The 18,290-nt window shown below is 58.0% G+C and carries 18 protein-coding genes and 1 tRNA gene; 6 read left to right on the top strand and 13 right to left on the bottom strand.

Going from position 1 to position 18,290, the window contains the following annotated elements; translation table 11 throughout:
* Window positions 1-31: 31 nt before the first annotated feature.
* From J4G38_RS12370 to J4G38_RS12355, 4 genes are all read right to left on the bottom strand, one after another.
* The gene (locus J4G38_RS12370; protein ID WP_210521303.1) at window positions 32-769 is read right to left on the bottom strand and encodes an alpha/beta fold hydrolase; all 738 of its coding nucleotides are present in this window, start codon (window positions 767-769) and stop codon (window positions 32-34) included.
* Between the two features lie 115 nt (window positions 770-884).
* Window positions 885-2,054 carry an alkene reductase gene (locus tag J4G38_RS12365; protein WP_210521302.1) on the bottom strand — a complete coding sequence of 390 codons (1,170 nt, stop codon included), beginning with the start codon at window positions 2,052-2,054 and terminating at the stop codon, window positions 885-887.
* 395 nt (window positions 2,055-2,449) lie between these two features.
* A complete protein-coding gene (locus tag J4G38_RS12360; RefSeq protein WP_210521301.1) occupies window positions 2,450-3,196 on the bottom strand; it encodes an SDR family oxidoreductase in 747 nt (248 codons plus the stop codon).
* Between the two features lie 166 nt (window positions 3,197-3,362).
* Entirely contained in the window at window positions 3,363-3,959 is a 597-nt protein-coding gene (locus tag J4G38_RS12355) for a TetR/AcrR family transcriptional regulator (RefSeq protein ID WP_210521300.1), read from the bottom strand.
* A 171-nt stretch (window positions 3,960-4,130) separates the two neighbouring features.
* Between J4G38_RS12355 and J4G38_RS12350 the strand changes: the two genes are divergently transcribed.
* Both J4G38_RS12350 and J4G38_RS12345 read left to right on the top strand, forming a co-directional pair.
* Complete coding sequence (locus tag J4G38_RS12350; RefSeq protein WP_210521299.1) at window positions 4,131-6,428, top strand: tetratricopeptide repeat-containing sensor histidine kinase; 2,298 nt, start codon at window positions 4,131-4,133, stop codon at window positions 6,426-6,428.
* A 34-nt stretch (window positions 6,429-6,462) separates the two neighbouring features.
* Complete coding sequence (locus J4G38_RS12345) at window positions 6,463-6,606, top strand: hypothetical protein (RefSeq protein WP_210521298.1); 144 nt, start codon at window positions 6,463-6,465, stop codon at window positions 6,604-6,606.
* 161 nt (window positions 6,607-6,767) lie between these two features.
* Here J4G38_RS12345 and J4G38_RS12340 read toward each other — a convergent pair whose 3' ends face one another.
* The 3 genes from J4G38_RS12340 to J4G38_RS12330 form a co-directional block, all read right to left on the bottom strand.
* Window positions 6,768-7,061, bottom strand: coding sequence for a nuclear transport factor 2-like protein (locus J4G38_RS12340; RefSeq protein ID WP_210521297.1), 294 nt, complete (start codon window positions 7,059-7,061; stop codon window positions 6,768-6,770).
* Between the two features lie 321 nt (window positions 7,062-7,382).
* The gene (locus tag J4G38_RS12335) at window positions 7,383-8,222 is read right to left on the bottom strand and encodes an alpha/beta fold hydrolase (RefSeq protein ID WP_210521296.1); all 840 of its coding nucleotides are present in this window, start codon (window positions 8,220-8,222) and stop codon (window positions 7,383-7,385) included.
* Window positions 8,223-8,791: 569 nt separating this feature from the next.
* A tRNA-Val gene (locus tag J4G38_RS12330) sits at window positions 8,792-8,866 on the bottom strand.
* Window positions 8,867-9,058: 192 nt separating this feature from the next.
* Between J4G38_RS12330 and J4G38_RS12325 the strand changes: the two genes are divergently transcribed.
* From J4G38_RS12325 to J4G38_RS12315, 3 genes are all read left to right on the top strand, one after another.
* Window positions 9,059-9,739 (top strand): outer membrane beta-barrel protein, encoded by a 681-nt coding sequence (locus tag J4G38_RS12325; RefSeq protein WP_210521295.1) that lies wholly within the window; start codon window positions 9,059-9,061, stop codon window positions 9,737-9,739.
* An 84-nt stretch (window positions 9,740-9,823) separates the two neighbouring features.
* Complete coding sequence (locus tag J4G38_RS12320; RefSeq protein ID WP_210521294.1) at window positions 9,824-10,333, top strand: DUF6992 family protein; 510 nt, start codon at window positions 9,824-9,826, stop codon at window positions 10,331-10,333.
* Between the two features lie 18 nt (window positions 10,334-10,351).
* Window positions 10,352-10,543, top strand: coding sequence for a hypothetical protein (locus tag J4G38_RS12315; RefSeq protein WP_210521293.1), 192 nt, complete (start codon window positions 10,352-10,354; stop codon window positions 10,541-10,543).
* A gap of 78 nt (window positions 10,544-10,621) precedes the next feature.
* On the opposite strand, the gene J4G38_RS12310 is transcribed toward J4G38_RS12315, so the two are convergent.
* On the bottom strand, window positions 10,622-11,200 hold the full coding sequence (locus tag J4G38_RS12310) for a type 1 glutamine amidotransferase domain-containing protein (RefSeq protein ID WP_210521292.1): 579 nt from the start codon (window positions 11,198-11,200) through the stop codon (window positions 10,622-10,624).
* A 370-nt stretch (window positions 11,201-11,570) separates the two neighbouring features.
* Between J4G38_RS12310 and J4G38_RS12305 the strand changes: the two genes are divergently transcribed.
* A complete protein-coding gene (locus J4G38_RS12305) occupies window positions 11,571-11,999 on the top strand; it encodes a hypothetical protein (protein ID WP_210521291.1) in 429 nt (142 codons plus the stop codon).
* Window positions 12,000-12,047: 48 nt separating this feature from the next.
* Here J4G38_RS12305 and J4G38_RS12300 read toward each other — a convergent pair whose 3' ends face one another.
* The 5 genes from J4G38_RS12300 to J4G38_RS12280 all read right to left on the bottom strand — a co-directional run bounded on the left by J4G38_RS12300 (window position 12,048) and on the right by J4G38_RS12280 (window position 17,909).
* The gene (locus J4G38_RS12300) at window positions 12,048-12,650 is read right to left on the bottom strand and encodes a hypothetical protein (RefSeq protein WP_210521290.1); all 603 of its coding nucleotides are present in this window, start codon (window positions 12,648-12,650) and stop codon (window positions 12,048-12,050) included.
* A complete protein-coding gene (locus J4G38_RS12295) occupies window positions 12,647-13,417 on the bottom strand; it encodes a PIN domain-containing protein (protein WP_210521289.1) in 771 nt (256 codons plus the stop codon). The genes J4G38_RS12300 and J4G38_RS12295 overlap by 4 nt, the downstream gene beginning before the upstream one ends.
* The gene (locus J4G38_RS12290) at window positions 13,392-14,081 is read right to left on the bottom strand and encodes a hypothetical protein (protein ID WP_210521288.1); all 690 of its coding nucleotides are present in this window, start codon (window positions 14,079-14,081) and stop codon (window positions 13,392-13,394) included. Before J4G38_RS12290 ends, J4G38_RS12295 begins: the two co-directional genes overlap by 26 nt.
* Before the next feature lie 26 nt (window positions 14,082-14,107).
* Window positions 14,108-15,049, bottom strand: coding sequence for a carboxypeptidase-like regulatory domain-containing protein (locus tag J4G38_RS12285; RefSeq protein WP_210521287.1), 942 nt, complete (start codon window positions 15,047-15,049; stop codon window positions 14,108-14,110).
* Window positions 15,050-15,557: 508 nt separating this feature from the next.
* A complete protein-coding gene (locus J4G38_RS12280) occupies window positions 15,558-17,909 on the bottom strand; it encodes a mechanosensitive ion channel family protein (protein WP_210521286.1) in 2,352 nt (783 codons plus the stop codon).
* Window positions 17,910-18,290: the final 381 nt, after the last annotated feature.

Raw genomic sequence — 18,290 nt, 5'->3', positions numbered from 1 at the left:
CCCTGTTTTCTTTGACGCAATAGCTGCTTGCCTATGCAACGACCAGCTTGCCGGCTGCTTCTACAATAACCGCCGCAACGTGCTCGTGCTGCGACAGCATGGGTACATGGCTGGATGCCACAGTCGTCGTGCTGGCGTGCATGCGGGCGGCCATGGTGCGCTGCAAATCGGGGTTAATCGTGCGGTCGTTGCTGGCCACGATGTACCACGAAGGCTTGGTTTCCCAGGCCGCCTGCGAGATTTTGCCTTGCAGCGTCGTAAAGGGCAAGGGCGCTTGCGTGGCAATCATCAATTCCAGTTCGGCAGCGGACAGGTCCTGGGCAAAATCCTCTTTGAAGCCCTTGGGCGTCATGCTCAGGTAGCCAAATGCGTCGGGGCGCACCTCGTCATTGGCGGGCATCAGGGCAGCTGTTTCAGCAGTTTCCAGAAACGAATGCCCCGCTTCAGGAGCCATCGCGGCCACGTATACCAGGCCCGCCACCCGGGGGTCGTTGCCTGCTTCGGTGATGACCGCGCCACCCCACGAATGGCCCACCAGCAAGGCCGGGCCATCCAGCAAGGCCAGCGCCCGTTTGGTGGCCGCCACGTCATCGGCCAGCGAAGTCAGCGGGTTCTGCACTGCCGAAACGTAGTAGCCCTTGGCCTGGAGCAGCGGAATGACTTTCGCCCAGCAGGAGGCATCGGCCCACGCGCCATGCACCAGCACAATGTTTTTGATTGCAGTGGCCGGCTGTTGGGCCGTTCCATCAGAGAGGATGTTGGGTTGCATAAAAAAGGAAGTAAGGGCCCCGGGTCAGGAGCGGTGAAAGCATTTCAGGGAATGGGCATTTCGCAGCAAGGCATGCCCACCTGTTTGAGCTCGGTGGGCATGCTGGCGCTGTTTATTAAACCGCCGCTGGAAGGGCTGCATTCGCTTCAGCAGCTTCTTCATGGCTGTAGAAGGGGTAGTCGGAGTAGCCGCGCGCATCACCGCCGTAGAACGTTTCGCGGTCATACTCATTCAGGGGCAGGTCGAGTTTGAGCCGTTTCACCAAGTCGGGATTCGCCAGGAAGTAGCGACCAAAAGCGACCAGGTCAGCATCGCCTTTTTCCAGAATGGCCTCGGCACTGGCGCGGTCGAAACCTCCGGCCACAATGATGGTCCCCTTGAATATTTTGCGCAGCTGAGCCGCCGCTACTGGCTGCAGGCCTTCCTCTTTCAGGATGCTGCCGTCGATGCGGGGCTCAATGATGTGCAGGTACGCCAGGTCGTAGCGGTTCAGCTGCTCGGCCGCATAGGCAAAGAGGGCTTCCGGATTGCTGTCGCTCATCGACCCGAATGTGCCACTGGGCCCGAGGCGCACGCCTACCCGGTGCTCGCCCCACACAGATACCATGGCGTCCACGACTTCCATCATGAAGCGGACGCGGTTTTCAATCGAGCCGCCGTACTCGTCGGTCCGCTGGTTCGAGCCGTCTTGCAAAAACTGGTCGACCAAGTACCCATTGGCCCCGTGCAGCTCTACGCCATCGAAGCCGGCGGCCTTGGCCCGGATGGCTCCCTGCCGAAAATCCTCCACCAAGGCATGAATTTCTTCGATTTCCAGCGCCCGGTTTTGAGTGACCGGTACCCAGCCGTTAGCGGTGAAGGCCACGTCATCGTGCACAATGGCCGAAGGGCCCACAGGTAGTCCGCCATCGGGCTGCAGGCTGGAGTGTGACTGCCGACCTACATGCCAAAGCTGCAGGAACATAAGTGCACCCTTGGCATGAACGGCGCTGGTTACTTTCTTCCAGCCCTCAACTTGTTCATCGGTGTAGATAGCGGGGGCTCCCAAGTAGCCGTCGCCGTTGGGCGAAACCACGGTGGCTTCGGAGATGATATAGCCCCCTTTAGTGGCGCGTTGGGAATAATATTCCACCATCAGGTCGGTGGGCACGTTGTTATGCACCGTCCGCATTCGGGTGAGCGGGGCCATCACCACGCGGTGGCCCAAGGTGTAAGGCCCCAGCTGTACCGGGGAGAAAAGTTTGGCCACGGACGAGTCGACGGTGGCGGTTGATTGGGTTTCCATGTTAATGATTGTTTAGAATTGGTGAGTGTTCCTGACTATCAGAAGGGCAATGCTTGCGACCAAAAGGTCATAATCGAGGTCCGGCTTCAATAGCTATTTCGAGCGTGTCTGCCTGGAGCCAGTAATGAATTGTTGAGAAATAGGGGATGCTGCCCGTAGCAGGAACTTGCTCATCCAAGGACTATACCATAGGGCCGCGCCATACCTGACAAGCGACACAAAAGGCTCGTTGAAGCGGCAAAAAAGCAGTTTTTAAGCCAATGGGGTAAACTTATGAGCTATGTCGGCAGCCTGTTTTCTCCAAAATGGAAGACATATTTTTGGATGCGCTCCAACATTTTGGAGCGCATCGAGGCCACGATTTTGCCTGCCAGGCAAAGGCTGCTTTGGGCAAATTACCAGGGCAGTTCCTGGTCGAGGTGGACGAAGCGGCCGGTGGAGCCCTCCTCGCCAAGCAGCGCCAGCGCCACGCTGGTTTTAGCGCCGTCGATTATCTCCATGGGAGCAGCATCGAGTCCGCCCAGCTCGGTTTTTACCCAACCGGGGTGCGCCGAATTGACCTTGATGCCCGTGCCTTCCAGTTCCCTGGCCAGGTGAATGGTGAACATGTTCAACGCCGCCTTAGCCGCATCATACGAAAGCACCTGGAAGCCGGCAATGGGGCTGTTTTCCTGGGCGTGAATGGTCAGCGAACCCAGGATGCTCGACACGTTGACTACGCGCCCGGCCCCGCTTTTCTTCAGCAAGGGCAGCAGCTCGCGCGTCAGGTAGACGATGCTGAAAAAGTTGGTATTGAAGATGAGCTCGAACTCTTCCGCCGACGTGTCAATAGTCTTCCCGATGGAAAGCGACTGCGAATCGGCCGGGGCCACCCCCGCATTGTTGACCAGAATGTCAAGTTTGCCGAAGCGTTCGGACAAGTAGGCCGCCGCAGCCGTCCGGTCCTGCGCACTGGTAACGTCCAGCTGCAGCGCGTGCGCTTTAAAGCCTTCGCCCGTGAGCAGGGCGGCCGCTTGCTCTGCGGCGGCTAGTTGACGGGCGGCCAGCACAACGGTAACGCCTTGCTGGGCCAGTTGCTTAGCGGTTTCGAATCCGATGCCGCGATTTGCTCCCGTGATGAGAGCGACTTTTTGAATGTCCATGATTGGTTTAGACCATTTGGTCTATTATAAAAGAAAAAAATAACCCTGGCCTACTCCAGGATTAGACCAAACGGTCTAATATCAAAGAAAGAAAAGGTTGATGCTGCTTATCAGGCAGCTGCAATACCTATTCTTCCTGGTCAGTTCAAATTAACTAAGGCCGCCGCTAAGCAGCCACCACACAAAAGGCGTCCAGCTCTTTTTTCAGACTTTTCAGAATGGTCTGCATGGGCAGGTTGGTGTTCAGCGTGCGGCAAACCATGATGCCACCCTCTACCGCCGTAAACATCTTGAGTGCATACTCTTCCGGGTTCAGCTCGGCCGAAATTTCTCCCGTCCGAATGCCTTCCTGCACAATGCCAGTGAGTAGTTCGATGGCCGCTTGCAAAACGACTTTGACCTTCTGCTTCACTACCGGGTTGTTATCATCAGCTTCCGTTGCCAGGTTGGCAATTGGGCAGCCACCCTCGATGAAGGTAGCCAACGGATACCGGTTCATGTCCATAAACGCGTAGAGCTTTCCCCGCGCGGTTTGCTGCGCCTGCAGCAGGGAATCGCGCTTGTCAACCAGGGTCTGGAGCAGGTAGTCAACCGTGGCATACGAAAGTTCGGCTTTGCTTTCAAAATGGCCATACAAGCAACCCTTGGCCACTTTCGCGGCCTTGAGGACATCATCAATGGAAGTGCCGGCAATGCCCTTTTCGTTGAAAATAGGGGCCGCCTGTTCGATGATGAATTGCTTAGTTCTTTCGGCCTTGGTCATGGCGGTTGCGGTTGATGCTGCAAATATAGACCAAAAAGTCTAAAATGAATAAATAAGTTCACCATGTCCCAATAATTGTTGCTGCCAGAGGCCTGCTGCGTGCTTTAAACCTCAATTGCTTTCTTGCAACATGCTATATTTGACTACTTTGGCCCTTGCCAGTTGTACATCATGAAGTTCATCGTACTGATTCTGCTGGTTTTAAGCGCATCTGCTTCTGTTAAAGGGGAGCCCATGCATCCACTGTTGAGCCAAACAGCAGTGGATAGTTTACAAACGCGGTTGCGCAGTAGCCAACCCGATACCAACCGGGTCGACTTGCTGCTAATGCTCAGCCGAGAACTAATTGACCGGCACGAGGAACTAAAAGAACCTTTAGCTAACGCGTACGAGTACAGCAAGCAGGCTGAGCAGTTGAGTAATAAGCTGCACTTTACCAGCGGCAAAATCAAAAGCCTATACATGCTTGGCCAGCTCGTTGGCACAGGTTCTGAGGCAAATAGATTGGCCTTAATCAAAGAGGGCATCCGACTTAGCAAACAGGAAGCGAATAAGCCGTTGGAAGCTTTGGGCTACTACTACTTAGGCCAAACGTATAGTTCGGAGGCTGAGAATTTGCCCATAAAAATTGTGTGCTACCAAAAGGCCCGGCAACTCTATTTGAAGTTGGGCGACAAGCCGAATGAAGCCTACCTGCTCAAGCAAATTGCGGACATGCACCTCTGGCAAGGCCAGTCAGCCCAAGCCTTGCGCGAGTTGCAGCAGGTTCTTGTCCTTTACCGTGCTGCTGGCTCGCACCGGCTGCACTATACCTACGACCTGATGCTCGCCGTGAACCGGCAAATGGGTAACTATCAAGAGGCCCTTCACGATGGGCTAGCCGCCATTGAAAGCGCTCAAGCGACACGCGACACAGTATCCATTGGGGGATTTTATGGCCGGCTAGCCAGGGTCTACGAAGAACTAAAGCAGTATGATAAAGCGCTGGTCTACTACGGAAAAGCGAAACGTATACAGCAGCAGCACGGAGGGAATTGTGATGCATTCTTTCCTGCCAGTCATATCACCCGCGTACTCCTAACCCAAAAAAAAACACGGCAGGCCCTTACTTTTTTCCTGGCAGCAAGCAGTCACACATCAGTCTGCGATAAGCCAGACGCGATGCATTTCGAAATAGGACTCCGTTTGGGAGAGTGCTATACGGCTCTGGGTTCCTATGAATTAGCCGAGCAAAACTGGACTAAGATGCTCGCGTTTGTTAAAACAGTAGATGATGCAGATAAAAATGAGGGATATTACAGCATAAGCATCTTTTGTTTACATACCAAACAATACTCTCGCGCCCGCTTTTATTTAAATAAGGCTCTTGCCCTAACAGCTAAGCTTGGTCCGTTGGAACGCATGGCCAATGTGCAACTGCTACTCTTCAAGGTTGATTCTGCACAAGCTCAATTTCCAGCAGCTATTACACACTACCAGCGCTACAAAGCGATAATCGATTCGGTGTTCAGTGCCAATAAAACAAGGCAGATTGCCCGCCTGCAAATTCAATACGATACCAAAAAGAAAGAGCAGAACATTACGTTATTAACGAAGCAAAATCAACTCCAACAGGTTAGCCTAAAGCAAGGGAAATTGCTGCGCAACTCGTTGCTAGGAAGCGCGGTGCTATTGAGTCTGCTGCTGGGGGTGAGCTACAGCCGCTACCGGGTCAAACAGCGCAGCACGGCGTTGCTGGAAATCCAGCAGCGGGAAATCAACCAGCAGAACCAGGCGCTGGAACAAGTGCTGGGCGAAAAGGACGAGTTGCTGGGGGAAAAGGACGGGCTGTTGGAAGAAAAGGAGTGGATGCTGAAGGAGATTCACCACCGGGTGAAGAACAACCTGCAAATCATCAGCTCGCTGCTCAGCCGCCAGTCCCACTACCTGCGCGACGCCCCGGCCCTGGCCGCCATCCGCGAGAGCCAGAACCGGGTGCAGGCCATGGCCCTGATTCACCAGAAGCTCTACCAGTCCGACTCGCTGGCCCGCGTCAACATGCAGGACTACACCCGCGAAATTGTCGCCCGGCTGGTCAATTCCTTCGATTGCAGCCCCTCGATTCAGCAGCAGGTCAACGTCTCGGGCGTAGATTTGGAAGTGGCCTTGGCCACGCCAGTGGGCCTGATAATCAACGAGGCCGTGACCAATGCCCTCAAGCACGCCTTCCCCCACCAGCGCACGGGCACCATTTCCGTAGGGCTGCGCCGGCTGGTGGAGGAAGGCTACGAGTTGACCATCGAGGACGACGGGGTGGGGCTGCCGGCTGGCTTCGACGTGGCAGCGAGCCGCAGCCTTGGGCTGAGCATCATCCAGGGCCTGAGCAAGCAGCTTCACGGCACCCTCTCCCTCACCGGCGGCGGCGGCGTGCGCCTCAACCTGCGCTTTGCTGCCATACACTTGGCCGCTTTCCAGCCCGCCAGTGTCTAACCCATTCATATTCTATTCAGCTCGCTCTGAAAAGATGGGTCACCTCTTCTTTCGTTTGGTTGGCTGCTCCTACTTGTTCGATAAGTTCGGCCTGTCGGCTGCCCCGCAGACCTGCGGTGGTGATGATGCCATCCCGAACGAAGGTGTAAACCCCGGTTACCAGGAAAACAGCCAGTGAGGTAACCTGCCTGGACTGCTCTTTCTGCGTGGCTTTGTAGGCACTGCTCTCAAAGAAAATACGCGCGCTCAACGGGCTCTCGAACCCTATTTCAAGGATGGCAATGTATCTGCTCGTCGCGAGCCCCGTAATTTATGGCAAGTGCTGTCGCATCCATGGCGTTAAAGTTGAGTATGGGTGAGCATTGAGAATGAGGTACTGCTGCTCTCAAGCTGTTCCAGCAGGGCTTTGGGTTCGTAATAGGCCACCCAGAGAGAAATGGCTTTTTCTCCCTGAATAACCCAGTGCTCAGAAACCATCAGCATGGCTTTGCTGTGCAGGACGCCGACGTTGATGACGGCGACAACCCGGTCGTCTTCGGCTGTCAGGCTTTCGAAGCTGAAACGGCTGAAATCCAAGGCTTGCGCAACCTGCGGCAACACCTCCTGCAGGTAAGGCCCCACGGTGCAAGCCACCCCAAGGCAGGTAGTTGGGAGCCTGGACGGTGAAACCACGGTGGAGGAACGCCCCGAACCCCGTGATATCACCCCGCACCGCGCCCTCATAAAAGGTGCGGGCAATGCACTTATTGCGCATTAAAACGCCTGTATTTAGCGTTTTTTTCATAACATTTTATGATTTAGGGTGATTTGAATTGATTCACAAGCGCGCATCCCCTGGCATACCAACTTGCCCGAGTTGAAAGCTTGCCAACGCACCAAATCCTTGCCCACTAAGTAAGTTGAACTCCTGCGGCTGTAAGTTTTTCAGCCTACGCCGCGTATCTGGCGACTTCATTAGCCAGCCACCGGAGAGAACTTTAAGTAGCCGCCGTTCAACCAGTCTAGCAGCAGGGCTAAGTATTCTGCCGAGTTGTCTTCCCAGACATAGTGCACCCCACCATCAATGATAGATAGCTCGCTGTTAGGCAGTCGCTTATGCAGTATTTCGGCATTTCGAACCGGTGCTACTGCATCGTTACGGCCCCAGATAATCTTTACCGGCGACCGAATACCATCCAACAGGCGGTCCAATACCGGTAGGTCAAGGACGTAATTTTTTAAAAACTGAAAAGCGGATAACAACCGGCCCTCTCCTTCATAGGAAGCGGTATAGTCTGCCAGAATAGCCTCGGGCACCTGATAGTTCTTGAGCGTGCTCAATGAACTGGTAACGGCATCCTTGGCTGCTACTCCTTTGAACCCGGATAAATCGGGCGCCGCTATTAAGCCACCGATAAAAGGCCCTACTTCCAAGGGGTAGACGCAGGCTCCACCGCTTACAATAAGGCTTTTTACCCGTTCTGGAAACTGGGCCGCCATGAACAGGGCGATTGGAGTGCCAATGTCCGGACCGATGATGTGCGGCGTAGCAAAGGAAAAATGGTCCAGCACTTTGTTTACGAAGGCTGCCATCGTCTCGCAACCACTTAGGTCGCTCCGGCCGGCAGAATGACCAAAGCCCGGCAAGTCAATCGCCAGCAAATCGAAATCCGCGGCCAGCCTATCCCAGACGGGGGTAAATGCTAAGATGCTTTCTGGCAAAGGTCCAAGCAAGAGCACGTTTTCCTGAGCACCCACAGAGTGGTGAGCAAACCGAATTTGTAACCCATCTATTTCTTCAAATTGTAAGTCCATAGGATTTCTTTTTGCAGGATGCTAATCTGCGTTTCTACCGTTTTGGCGGGCTCAAGGCTTAAGTCGTCACGACATACAGCACCTTGAGACCCAATCTTCCCTATTTGAACTCTTAGGCAAAGTGCTCACGGGCTTTCAACCAACTTGCAAGTGCCGTACCATTGGACGCTTCTGGGTTGGCTGTAGACAGCAAAAACATCCTTGATATGCTCTAACCCCAATTTATTAGCAAAAAATCAGGCATTAGCTCGTTGCCGTATTGAAAATAACCTCCAACTTTGAACGCTTAACTTTTGGAGGTACTCCAACATATTAGAGAGCCCTTATTAGCACAGCCCTTGATAGCGTGGAATGTATTGAGCTATACCAGCCCATACGGATTAGCCTGAAGAAGATGACCGTAACGCACTTGGCCGGGTAAGGCTCTTTTGCTAGACTGCCTCATTCACACGAACGGCCCAATGTCCTCTGTGAAGATTGTCTGCTCGGTTTCATTGAGTCTTAAATCATATAAAACCGGGGGGCAATTAATAAAAAACCCCCACCGCGCAGTGCAGTGAGGGCTTTTGTGAGGCGTATTGGGCTCGAACCAACGACCTCCACCGTGTCAGGGTGGCGCTCTGAACCAACTGAGCTAACACCCCGGATTGCCGCACCGCCGGGCAGTGCAACGGCCCCAAAGGTAGCGCCCAACTGCTTACGACAGGCCGGCGGCGCATTATTTTTTCAACCCCGTCCGTGGCGTCGGGCAACCTTATAGTCCCGGAAAAGTATAGGGACAAACGGAAATAGTAACCTTCCTTGCTATTGGCCTTATTCCCCACCATTTTTCACCCATGAAAAAGACTCTTCTATTTTTACTGCTGGCCGTTGCCACTGCTCCCGCTGCTTTTGCCCAGGCCCGCCCGGGTGGCTCGCTTTCCTCCAAAGACTACACCGGCGGCAAAACCACCGATTCGCGCAACACCGGCTTCGGCGTCAAGGGCGGCTACAGCTTGTCTAATTTCTACGGCGGCGGCCAGGATGCCTTCAATGGTCGCAGCAGCCTCAACACGTTTCACGCCGGGGTTTACGGCCAGTTTGGGTTCAACGACTTTTCCTCCGTTCAGGTTGAGCTGCTCTATTCCCGCAAAGGCATTCGGTCCAACTACAACAACGCGGGCTTGTCGGACCTGCGCCTCGACTATTTGTCGCTGCCCATCCTCTACGTAGGCAACATCACCGACAACATCAGCTTCCACATTGGCCCGGAGGTGTCGCTGCTCACCAAAGTCAGTGCCTACGGCAAAGACCTGGACCTGAACGACAACGGCTTCAACAACTTTGATATTGCCGGCGTGGCCGGCCTCGAAGCCCGCATCGGCCCGGCCCGCGTCGGGGCCCGCTACGACTTGGGCCTGGCCCGCGTTATCAAAGAAGGCCGCTCCTTCTCGCCGCTTATTGGCGCCACCGGAAACGACACCAAATTCCACAACCAGACCTTCCAGGTTTACGTGGGCATCGGCCTGACCCAATAGAACGACCCCGATTAGCAACTGCAACAAAAAGGAAGCCGTCGGGCTTCCTTTTTTTGTTGCTTCACCGTCCTGCTCCTCCTCGCCATGACTGCTTTGCCCGCCGCCGAACTTGCCACTTTTCACCAGGCCCGCGAGCTGCTTTTGGGCCGGGGCCTGGCCGTGTTGGCCTCCTGGGCGCTGCTCAACCTGGTGGTGAGCGGCTACCTGCTGCGCCGGGCCGACCGCCGCCACCGGCCGTATTATTTCCACGGCATGAACGTGTGCTGGGGCGTGGTCAATGCGGTGCTGGCCTTTTGGGGCATCTGGCAGTGGCACCCGAAAGCCCCGGCGGGTCTGGCGCTGGCCGATTTATTCCAGGCCCAGCTTTTCAACGAAAACCTGTTCCTGCTCAACGCCGGGCTGGATGTGGCCTACATCATGACGGGGTTTTACCTGCGGACGCTGGCCGCCGTGCCGGGCGCAACCACCCCTGCCCGGCTGCTGGGGTTTGGGCAAGCCTTGTGGGTGCAGGGCGGTTTCCTGCTGGTGTTCGATGCCGTGATGTGGAGCTTGCTGCACTGGCAAGGCCGGCAGTGGCTGGTGTTCTTACTATAGCCGCTGCCCGGCGGGCACGTGAACGCCGCCCTCAACCTGGCTTCGCTCAAAAAGGGCCTCCGCAGCAATGCCCGCGTGGCCGAGCTGCGCTACCCCGGCCTCAACCACGCCCTGCAATTCGCCAGCGAAACCCCGGCAAAGGCAGCTTCTTCTCCCTTCAACCCCGATACGCCCACCGATATCTACAAGTGGATTATTGGCCGGAAGTAGCAGTTCCTCATTAAAAGAAAACGCAAAAAGCCCCGAATCTGCACAGATTCGGGGCTTTTGTTTGATGCTCACCAATTCTTAGTTGTGGCCGCCGTGCTGGGGCTCCAGCATTTCTTCCACAATTTTCTTGTTGAAGGCCGGAATGTCCTCCGGCTTGCGGCTGGTGATGAGGCCGTGGTCGGTTACCACTTCGGAGTCTTCCCAGTGAGCGCCGGCGTTGCGCAGGTCGGTTTGCAGACTGGGCCAGCTGGTCATGCGCTTGCCGCGCACCACGCCGGCCTCAATCAGTGTCCAAGGGCCGTGGCAGATGGCGGCCACCACCTTGCCCGAGCCGGCGAATTCTTTCACGAAAGCCACCACGTCCTTGTTCGTGCGCAGCACGTCGGGGTTCATCTGGCCGCCGGGCAGCACCAGGGCGTCGTAGTCGGCGGGCTTCGCGTCGGTGATGACTTTGTCGACGGCTACTTTGTCGCCCCAGTCCTTGTTGGGGCCGTCCCAGCCCTTGATGGAGCCACTTTTGATGGAAATGACGTGGGTTTCGGCGCCCTCGCCTTCGAGGTATTTTTTGGGCTCGTCGAGTTCGGCCTGCTCGAAGCCGTCGGTGGCAATAATGGCAATTTTCTTGCCCTTGAGTTTGTCGCTGCTGAAGATGCTCATTGGTTGGAAAGGATGGAAGGCTGACGCCGGGAAGATGCCCGGCGCGATTGCTGTACGCCCGGATTGGCCGGGGGTTCCCAGCGTCCAGGTAAAAATCCCCGCCGTGGCGCAAGCGCCTTCCCCCTTAGCACACGCCCGAAAACGGCCGGGGCCCACTTCCATCAACAGGTTGGGGCATTGCACCGCTCAACGGCCGATTTGCTGCCCCTGGATGGTAAGTAGCGCGGACTCTGTAGTCCGCGTCCCCGCGCCGGCAAAGCCGCCCGAACGCGGACTACAAAGTCCGCGCTACTCCCCCAGCGGCGCTTGAACGAAGGAACTGCGTAACGTCAGTTATTTCGTATTATCGTATTCCTTCACAGCTTCCCCGATGATTGTACCGCTGCTCAACACGCCCTCCCTGGTTGTGGCGCACGACCCGGCCATGCACTGCCTGTATGTGACCTGGAGCGGCCGCCACGACCCCGAACAGACCGTGGCCAACTGCGACCTGCTGCTCCACTACCTGCAAAGCACCCACGCTACCTGCATTCTCAACGACAGCACCCAGTCGCTGGACGGCTGGCACGAAATCTCGGGCTGGCTGAGCCTGGATTTCTTTCCGCGGCTGGCCGAAAACGGCTTGCTGGCCGTGGCCTGGGTGAACGCCCGGGATTGGCCCACGCGCACGGTAACGGACCAGATGCTGCGCGCCGTCTCTCACCCTTTGATTGACACCTTCAGCGACGTGGAGGCCGCCGCCTCCTGGCTGCGCACCCTGCCCGCCGCCAAGCCCGTAGCCGCCCGCAGCAGCCCCTGAGCCAGGCCGGACAGCCCGGACCCAGGGCACCGGCGGGCCGCCCCCGGCCTACCGCACCGCCACCGACTTCGTTTTCACCACAATGCTGCTGTCTGCAAGCACACTGTACCGAACCAGCACATAGCCTTTTTTAGTGGGGTCCTTTTCGATGGGTTTCACGTCGTTTTCCCATTGGTCGCAGTGCGTGGGGAAGTGCGGCACCAGCGGCGCCCACTGGCCGGCCCGGTAGGTGAACACGAAGTAATCCATCCAGCAGCTCACGAACCACTCCGGCAGCAAGCCGATTTCGTCGCCGCCGTCCCCGTTCAAATCGCCCAGGTTGGTGGGCGTCCCGCCGATGCAGTCCTCCTTCGCAATGGCCGGAAACTGCGCCTTCGAGAACCGCAGGTAGCTGGTGCAGCCGCCCTGGCACTCCATCTCGCCGGTTACTTCGGGCGGCACCAGCCACACGTATTCGGCGGTGCCGTCGCCGTCGAAGTCGCCTTGCACGGCGTCTTTCGGCAGGTGGGCCGGCGGGGCCTGGGGTTTCGGCTTGGCCGCCTGGGCGGGGCTGGGGGTTTCGAGGGATTTGGGGCTTTTGGTGGCGTGCTCGCAACCCGTCCACAGGGCCGTGCCGAGCACTATCAGGCCCAGCAAGCGGGATTTTCTCATTGCACTAAATCATGCAGGGCCGAAAAATCCCGAATCCACTTTAAGCCAACTTCAGCGAATTCAGCAGCCAAAGGTGCCCGGAGTTTCATTTCGTTGTCACCATAATCATTCTTATTGGAAGACACAAAGTACCGAGGTCTGCATGCATCTGATAGATGAGTAGCTACTTCCAGGTAATGCTCAATAATCGTACAATCCTTTAATTCCGACTTGTCCTTAGAAGCAGGTGCCTCGCTGCGCAGACTGCGCTGGTACGCCCGGTATTCGCAGTCTCTATCACCAGCTACTAGCTTACTGCCTCGCTGCAGCTCTTCACCCAGGCCTTCTAGTTGAGCTATTACACTCAACCCATCAGACAAATGAAATGAAGTGGATTCATAGGCAGGGTTAAGTTTTCCAATATCATTCAGTCGTGCCACCAGCATATTAGCGTTTTGAATTTCTCCATCAACGATACTTTTGGTTTTGCCTACATTATCCCGCCATTCTACGGGGACCAGTTCGTGAATAATAAGATGCGTTGCGCCAGTTGCCTGACGGCTAGCTTGCAAAAGCCGTAATGCAGTTTGGATGCCTTGGGCCGTCGCTGGCTGACTCCCTTTTGCTGTTGTTTGCAGGACGCTTGTTTTTGCTTGTGCAGGCTCCCGCCCGATATACCGAATCAGGTCCAGCAAGGCACATGTATCGATAAACACAATCGGAGCCGGCGCCGCATTACATGCCGCTACCGCCTCCGCTATTTTAAGCGGCGCGGCGGTGACCATCATACACGTTCAGCAGCTCCAAAGCTGACTCCGTTTCCGTGACTACCCGCTCAATTACCTCTTCATACCAGTCCGTATTCGCCCCCAACCACTTCCGTAGAAAGTCTGAATCAATTTGCGCAGCATGGCGGTGGGCACTAATGATAAAAGCATACCATCTCTTTGCATCCTCTGAATACAGGTTGCCAGTAGTTGGGTTAGCATCGGTGGCGAATTCCCTGAACAAAACCGCTGTTTCGGTTGGCATCACATCGTTCAGGTTGCGCTCGGGCGGCGTATGCTCAAGCTGAACTTCGACAGTTAGCGTCTCCCGTGCTTGGTATACCAGCCCCAGAAAAGCATCCAGAATGCCCTCGTATTCCGACATCGAAAGCCCTCCAGGCATCCAATACCGCCGGGTTTCGGGCACAATGTTGATGACTTCCGAAACAGTCTGCTGTATCATCAGCCACAGCCGGGCCGCTGGCAACTCCCCGCTGCCTTTAAAATGATAGCACCGGTAGCTGGTATCAGCAAAAGGCATCCCCAAGCTGCGGTCTTCGCTCTGGGTGTCCCTTTCCCAGGCCGTCCCAAAATAGAGAGGTAGCGCATCCATCAACCGCACAACTTCTTCCGCGTTGCCCCGCAAATACGTTTTCCGGTAGCCTACTACTGGTTTCTCTGCCATAATAACAACGCGTTTTAATGCGGCCACTAATTTACAGCTTCTTGCCCCAGCACCCCATCCACCCGCTTCTTCACGCCCGCTGCCACCGTCACCGGCACTTCCTGCCGGGCCACGCCGGCCCCGCTGAAGACCAGCGTGTAGTCGCCCGCCGGGATAGGCAGGGCGTAGCGGCCCTCCGCGTCGCTCACGGTTTCGACGGGGCCTTTGGGGCCTTGCACGGCCACGGTGATGCCCGAAGCCAGGGTGCCATCGGCCAGGGTGAGGGTGCCGCGCAGGCCGGCCTGGCCGGGGCCGCGCACCAGGCCCAGCAGGTACTCGGTCTGGAAGAGGCGGGCGATGTCGGGCTGGCGTCGGAAGATGCGCTGGGCGTCGCGGTTCATCTTCTGGTAGTCGTCGTAGAGGGCGCGGTTGGCGGTTTGCTGGGTGGTGGTGCCTTGCTGGGCCGTGCCTTTTAGCTGCTGATATTCTCCCAGCAGCCGGGTGACGTCGGCGGCTTCGGCGGCCAGGATTTTGGTGAGGAAGGTGGCCGGCATCTGGCCCTTGGCCAGCAGCTCCGCCTCGTGGTCCTCGCCAAAGGTGCGGGCCGCCGCCAGCAGGGTGGTCACGCTGGCCCAGTCGTTTTGGCTGGCTGCCTCGTAGCTGCCGTGGCCGGCCGCGTTGCGCATGGTGTCGTAGCTATCGGGAAAGGCTTCCTCGATGTAGCCATCGAGGCGCTGCCAGGCGGCGAGGTACTCCGCCAGCTGGGGCACCAGCTGCTGACGCACCGCTTCGGCCTGGCCCGAGCGGGCGCTATCGTCGGGTAGCGCCTGCGCATCGGCCAGCGCCTGGCGCTGGGTGGTGGCCAGCTGCTCGGTGTAGCCGCTTTTGTACTCAGCAAACGCGCTGAGGTGGTCGGTGTAGGCCTGCCACGCCAGGGGCAACAGCAGGTACAGGTCGCCTTGCGACACGGGAAGTCCGGACTTATTCATGGCCATTCAGGGTAAATGATGGGAAGTGAGCCTTTTGCTCCGGCCAAATGTAGTGAGCTTATCCGGGCTTCCAACCCGCCCGCCGACTATAGGAGAAAAATGCAATATCGCCGGTTTTGCCACCCGGTTTCTACCGGTTTTCACCCCCTTTCCGGCTTCGTGCGGGGCCTGGCCGCCCGCGCCCGGCCCTGGGGCGGCGGCGGGCGGCCAGGCAGTGGTTGCGGGCGGTCCCACAACCGTTTTTGCCGGCCCCGTATCGGTTTCGGCCGGTCCTGCAGCCGTTGCCGACGGGCCCACCACCGTTGCGGTCGGCCCCGCATCGGTGGCAGCCGGCCCAAAATCCGTTGCGGCAGCGCCCATATCCGTTGCCGCCGGCCCCATTTTTGTTGCCTTCCGGTACCCGGAAGATGCTATTTGCTGTAGCGCGGGCGCTGGAGTCCACGGCCCGGCAGAAACCCGAACAATCTTAACGGCGCGGGGGGGCGCACCACCAATTTTGCGCTACTCCCTAGCTCAGCATCAGCCCCTGCGCCGTGAACCGCCGGTAAATCCCCGCCAGAATCTCGCTTTTCGTGAGCTGCTCCTGGCGGATGTTGGTAATCCAGAACAGCACCTTCAGCTCGTACACCTGCCCGTTGATGCTGCTGAGCAGGATTTCGGGCGGCAGGTTGTGCATGGTGTAGGGGCTGGTTTTGATTTCCTCCTGAATCAGCTCCCGGGCCTTCTGCAAGTCGGTTTGCAGGTCCTCGGTGCCGGGGGCCAGCTTCAGCACCAGGTCCACCCGGATGTGGTCGTTCGTGCGCGTCCAGTTGATGACGTGGTTCGAGAGCAAGTCGCCGTTGGGCACGATGATTTCGGACCCCGTCACCGACGTGAGCTTGCTGGAGCGGATGCCGATGTCCTGCACCCGCCCCGCCTTGCCGGCCACCTCAATGAAGTCGCCCACATGAAACGGCCGCTCAAAAATCAGGATAATGCCCGACACCAGGTTGTTCACAATGCTCTGCAAGCCCAGGCCAATGCCCACGCTGAGCGCCCCAAACACAATGGCAATCTTGCTCAGCGGCAGGCCCGTGGCCGCCGTGGCCAGCGCGAAACCCACCACCACCAGCAGCAGCCGCAGCGCCACCAGCCACGAGCCCCGGTGCCGCGCCTCGGCGCTGTCGTCCTCGCCCACATCACCAAAAAAGTAGCCGATGTACTGCTGCAATTGCGCCGAAGCGAACAGGATAAAGAAGAACAGCAGGATGTTGCCGAGCGTGAATTCGGTGCTGCCCAGCGTGTGCGGGGTGGTCAGCAGGCGCTCCAGGCCGGCGTAGAGGGTCGAGTACAGGTTCAGGTTGGAGGTGAACACCAGCAGCCACAAGGCCCCGGCCACCACCGTGAGCAGCCGCAGCAAGTGCTTCTCAATCTTGTCGAAATCGAACGTGGCCGAGCTGCCCTCGCCCGAGCGGGTACCCAGAATCTGGAGGTGGAAAGCCTCGGTGAACAGCTCCACGAACACGGCCAGCCCAATGCCCTGCGTGAGCCCAAAAATGGCCGCCGTCCCAAACATCTTCGCCAGGCTCAGCCGCCCAAACACGTTACAGACCACCGCCAGCAGGTTCAGCCCGATAAACAGCCACGTCACGGGGATGAGGAAGCGCAGCAGCGCCATCGTTTCGCGCAGGCGCAGCAGCAGCAGCGCGCCCAGCCCGGCCGCCAGCACGTTCAGCACCAGCAGGCCCCAGCGCGCCCCCAATCCCGTGGCCGCGTTGGCGTTGGTGACGGTGAGGACCACCACGAAAACCACCAGCCCCAGCCAGTACCGAAACAGCTGGCGCGACCAGCTCCGGGCAAATACCGCCGTGAGCGCCACCAGCAGCAAGGCCTGGAGCAGTGCCAGGTACACGGGCGGCGGGTGCAGCTCCAGGGCCGGCGCCAGGCTGAACACCACCACGGCAGTAGCCGCCACCGGCCCCGGCCGCAGGTAGCGAAAATCCTCCTCCAGCTGCAGCGTGCGCGCTTTCACGCGCCGGTAGTTGAAGGCCACCCAACCGTAGAACACCAGCCCGATGAGCCCCATAAAGGCCCAGTTGTCCCAGTTGTTGGCAAAGTAGAAGTTGATGATTTCGCGCCGGTCGGCCGCCGCGTGGGCCGCGTCGGCCGACCGGCGCACCGGGGCCGCCCGCGCCGCCCACAGCGGCGGAAACGCGGCCTTAATGGTGGTGCGCCCGAAGCGGCGCATCTGGTCGCTCACCTCGTCCTGCAATTCCAGGGTCTGAATGTAGCTGGCCGCCACCTGGGTTTGCAGCTGCCGGGCGCGCTCAAAGCGCTTGGTGAGCAGCCCGCCAATGCGCTTCTGCCGCACCTGCAGGGCCGAGTCGGCCCGCTCCAGGGCCATCTCCGCCGCATCGGGATTAACAATGCGGGCGGGCGGGCGAGCCAGGCCGGCCAGCCGGCCCTGCATGCCCTCCAGCTGCTCGTGGGCCTCGCCCAGCGCCGTGCGCCACTCCGCCAGCTGCTCCTGAATGTTGCCCAGCATGAGCTGGCACATCTGCAGCTGCTTGATGTCGACCACCTGCCCGGTTTCTTCCACGCTGTGCCGGATGGCATGCAGGTTCTCGTCGATATCCGGCAGCTCCTCGGTCACTTCCCGCGAGTCGAACACGTTGCGCACCTGCCCCGAAATGCCGCTCAGCGTAGTGTAGGCCACTTCGAGGCGGTGCGAGTCGTCGTGCGTCACAGTATCCCTTACCACTGGCCTGGGGCGGATGGCCACGGGCTGGGCCGCTGCGGCGAAGGTGCCCGGCAAACTCAGCAGCAGCCAGAGAATGCCAAACCGGGAAATTCGAAGGAGGCTTTTTTCCGGCTTTGCCAAGGCTGGTGAAGTATTCAGAACGTGCATAAGTAAGCTTTAGCAGGAAAAGTACGCCCCACCCACTGAAAGAGCCGGGCATTAATTGGCCCGAAAGACGCAGCGTGGCCTCTCATCGCCAAACGATGCGATTGCATCGACCAAGGCGTGGGGCACCTCATCCCCGGCCCGCATCTGCGTTATGCGCAGAGTCCCGCGGAGAGGGGAGCCGGACGATTGAGTTCAAAGTTGAGAGTAAAAACCTCTCTTCTCCTTTTTAACTCTTCCCTTTTACCTTTTCACTGACGCAGAGCCGGTGCCCCCTCTCCGCGGGAGAGGGGGTCAGGGGGTGAGGTGACCCGGCCGCGTCGCCTATTTTTGCCCGGCGCTGGTGCAACGCTTACC

This window comes from Hymenobacter terricola (assembly GCF_017921975.2).
GTDB classification, from domain to species: Bacteria; Bacteroidota; Bacteroidia; order Cytophagales; family Hymenobacteraceae; genus Hymenobacter; species Hymenobacter terricola.
The sequence above is the reverse complement of the archived record's forward strand: the minus strand, read 5'-3'. Positions and strand labels throughout refer to the sequence as shown.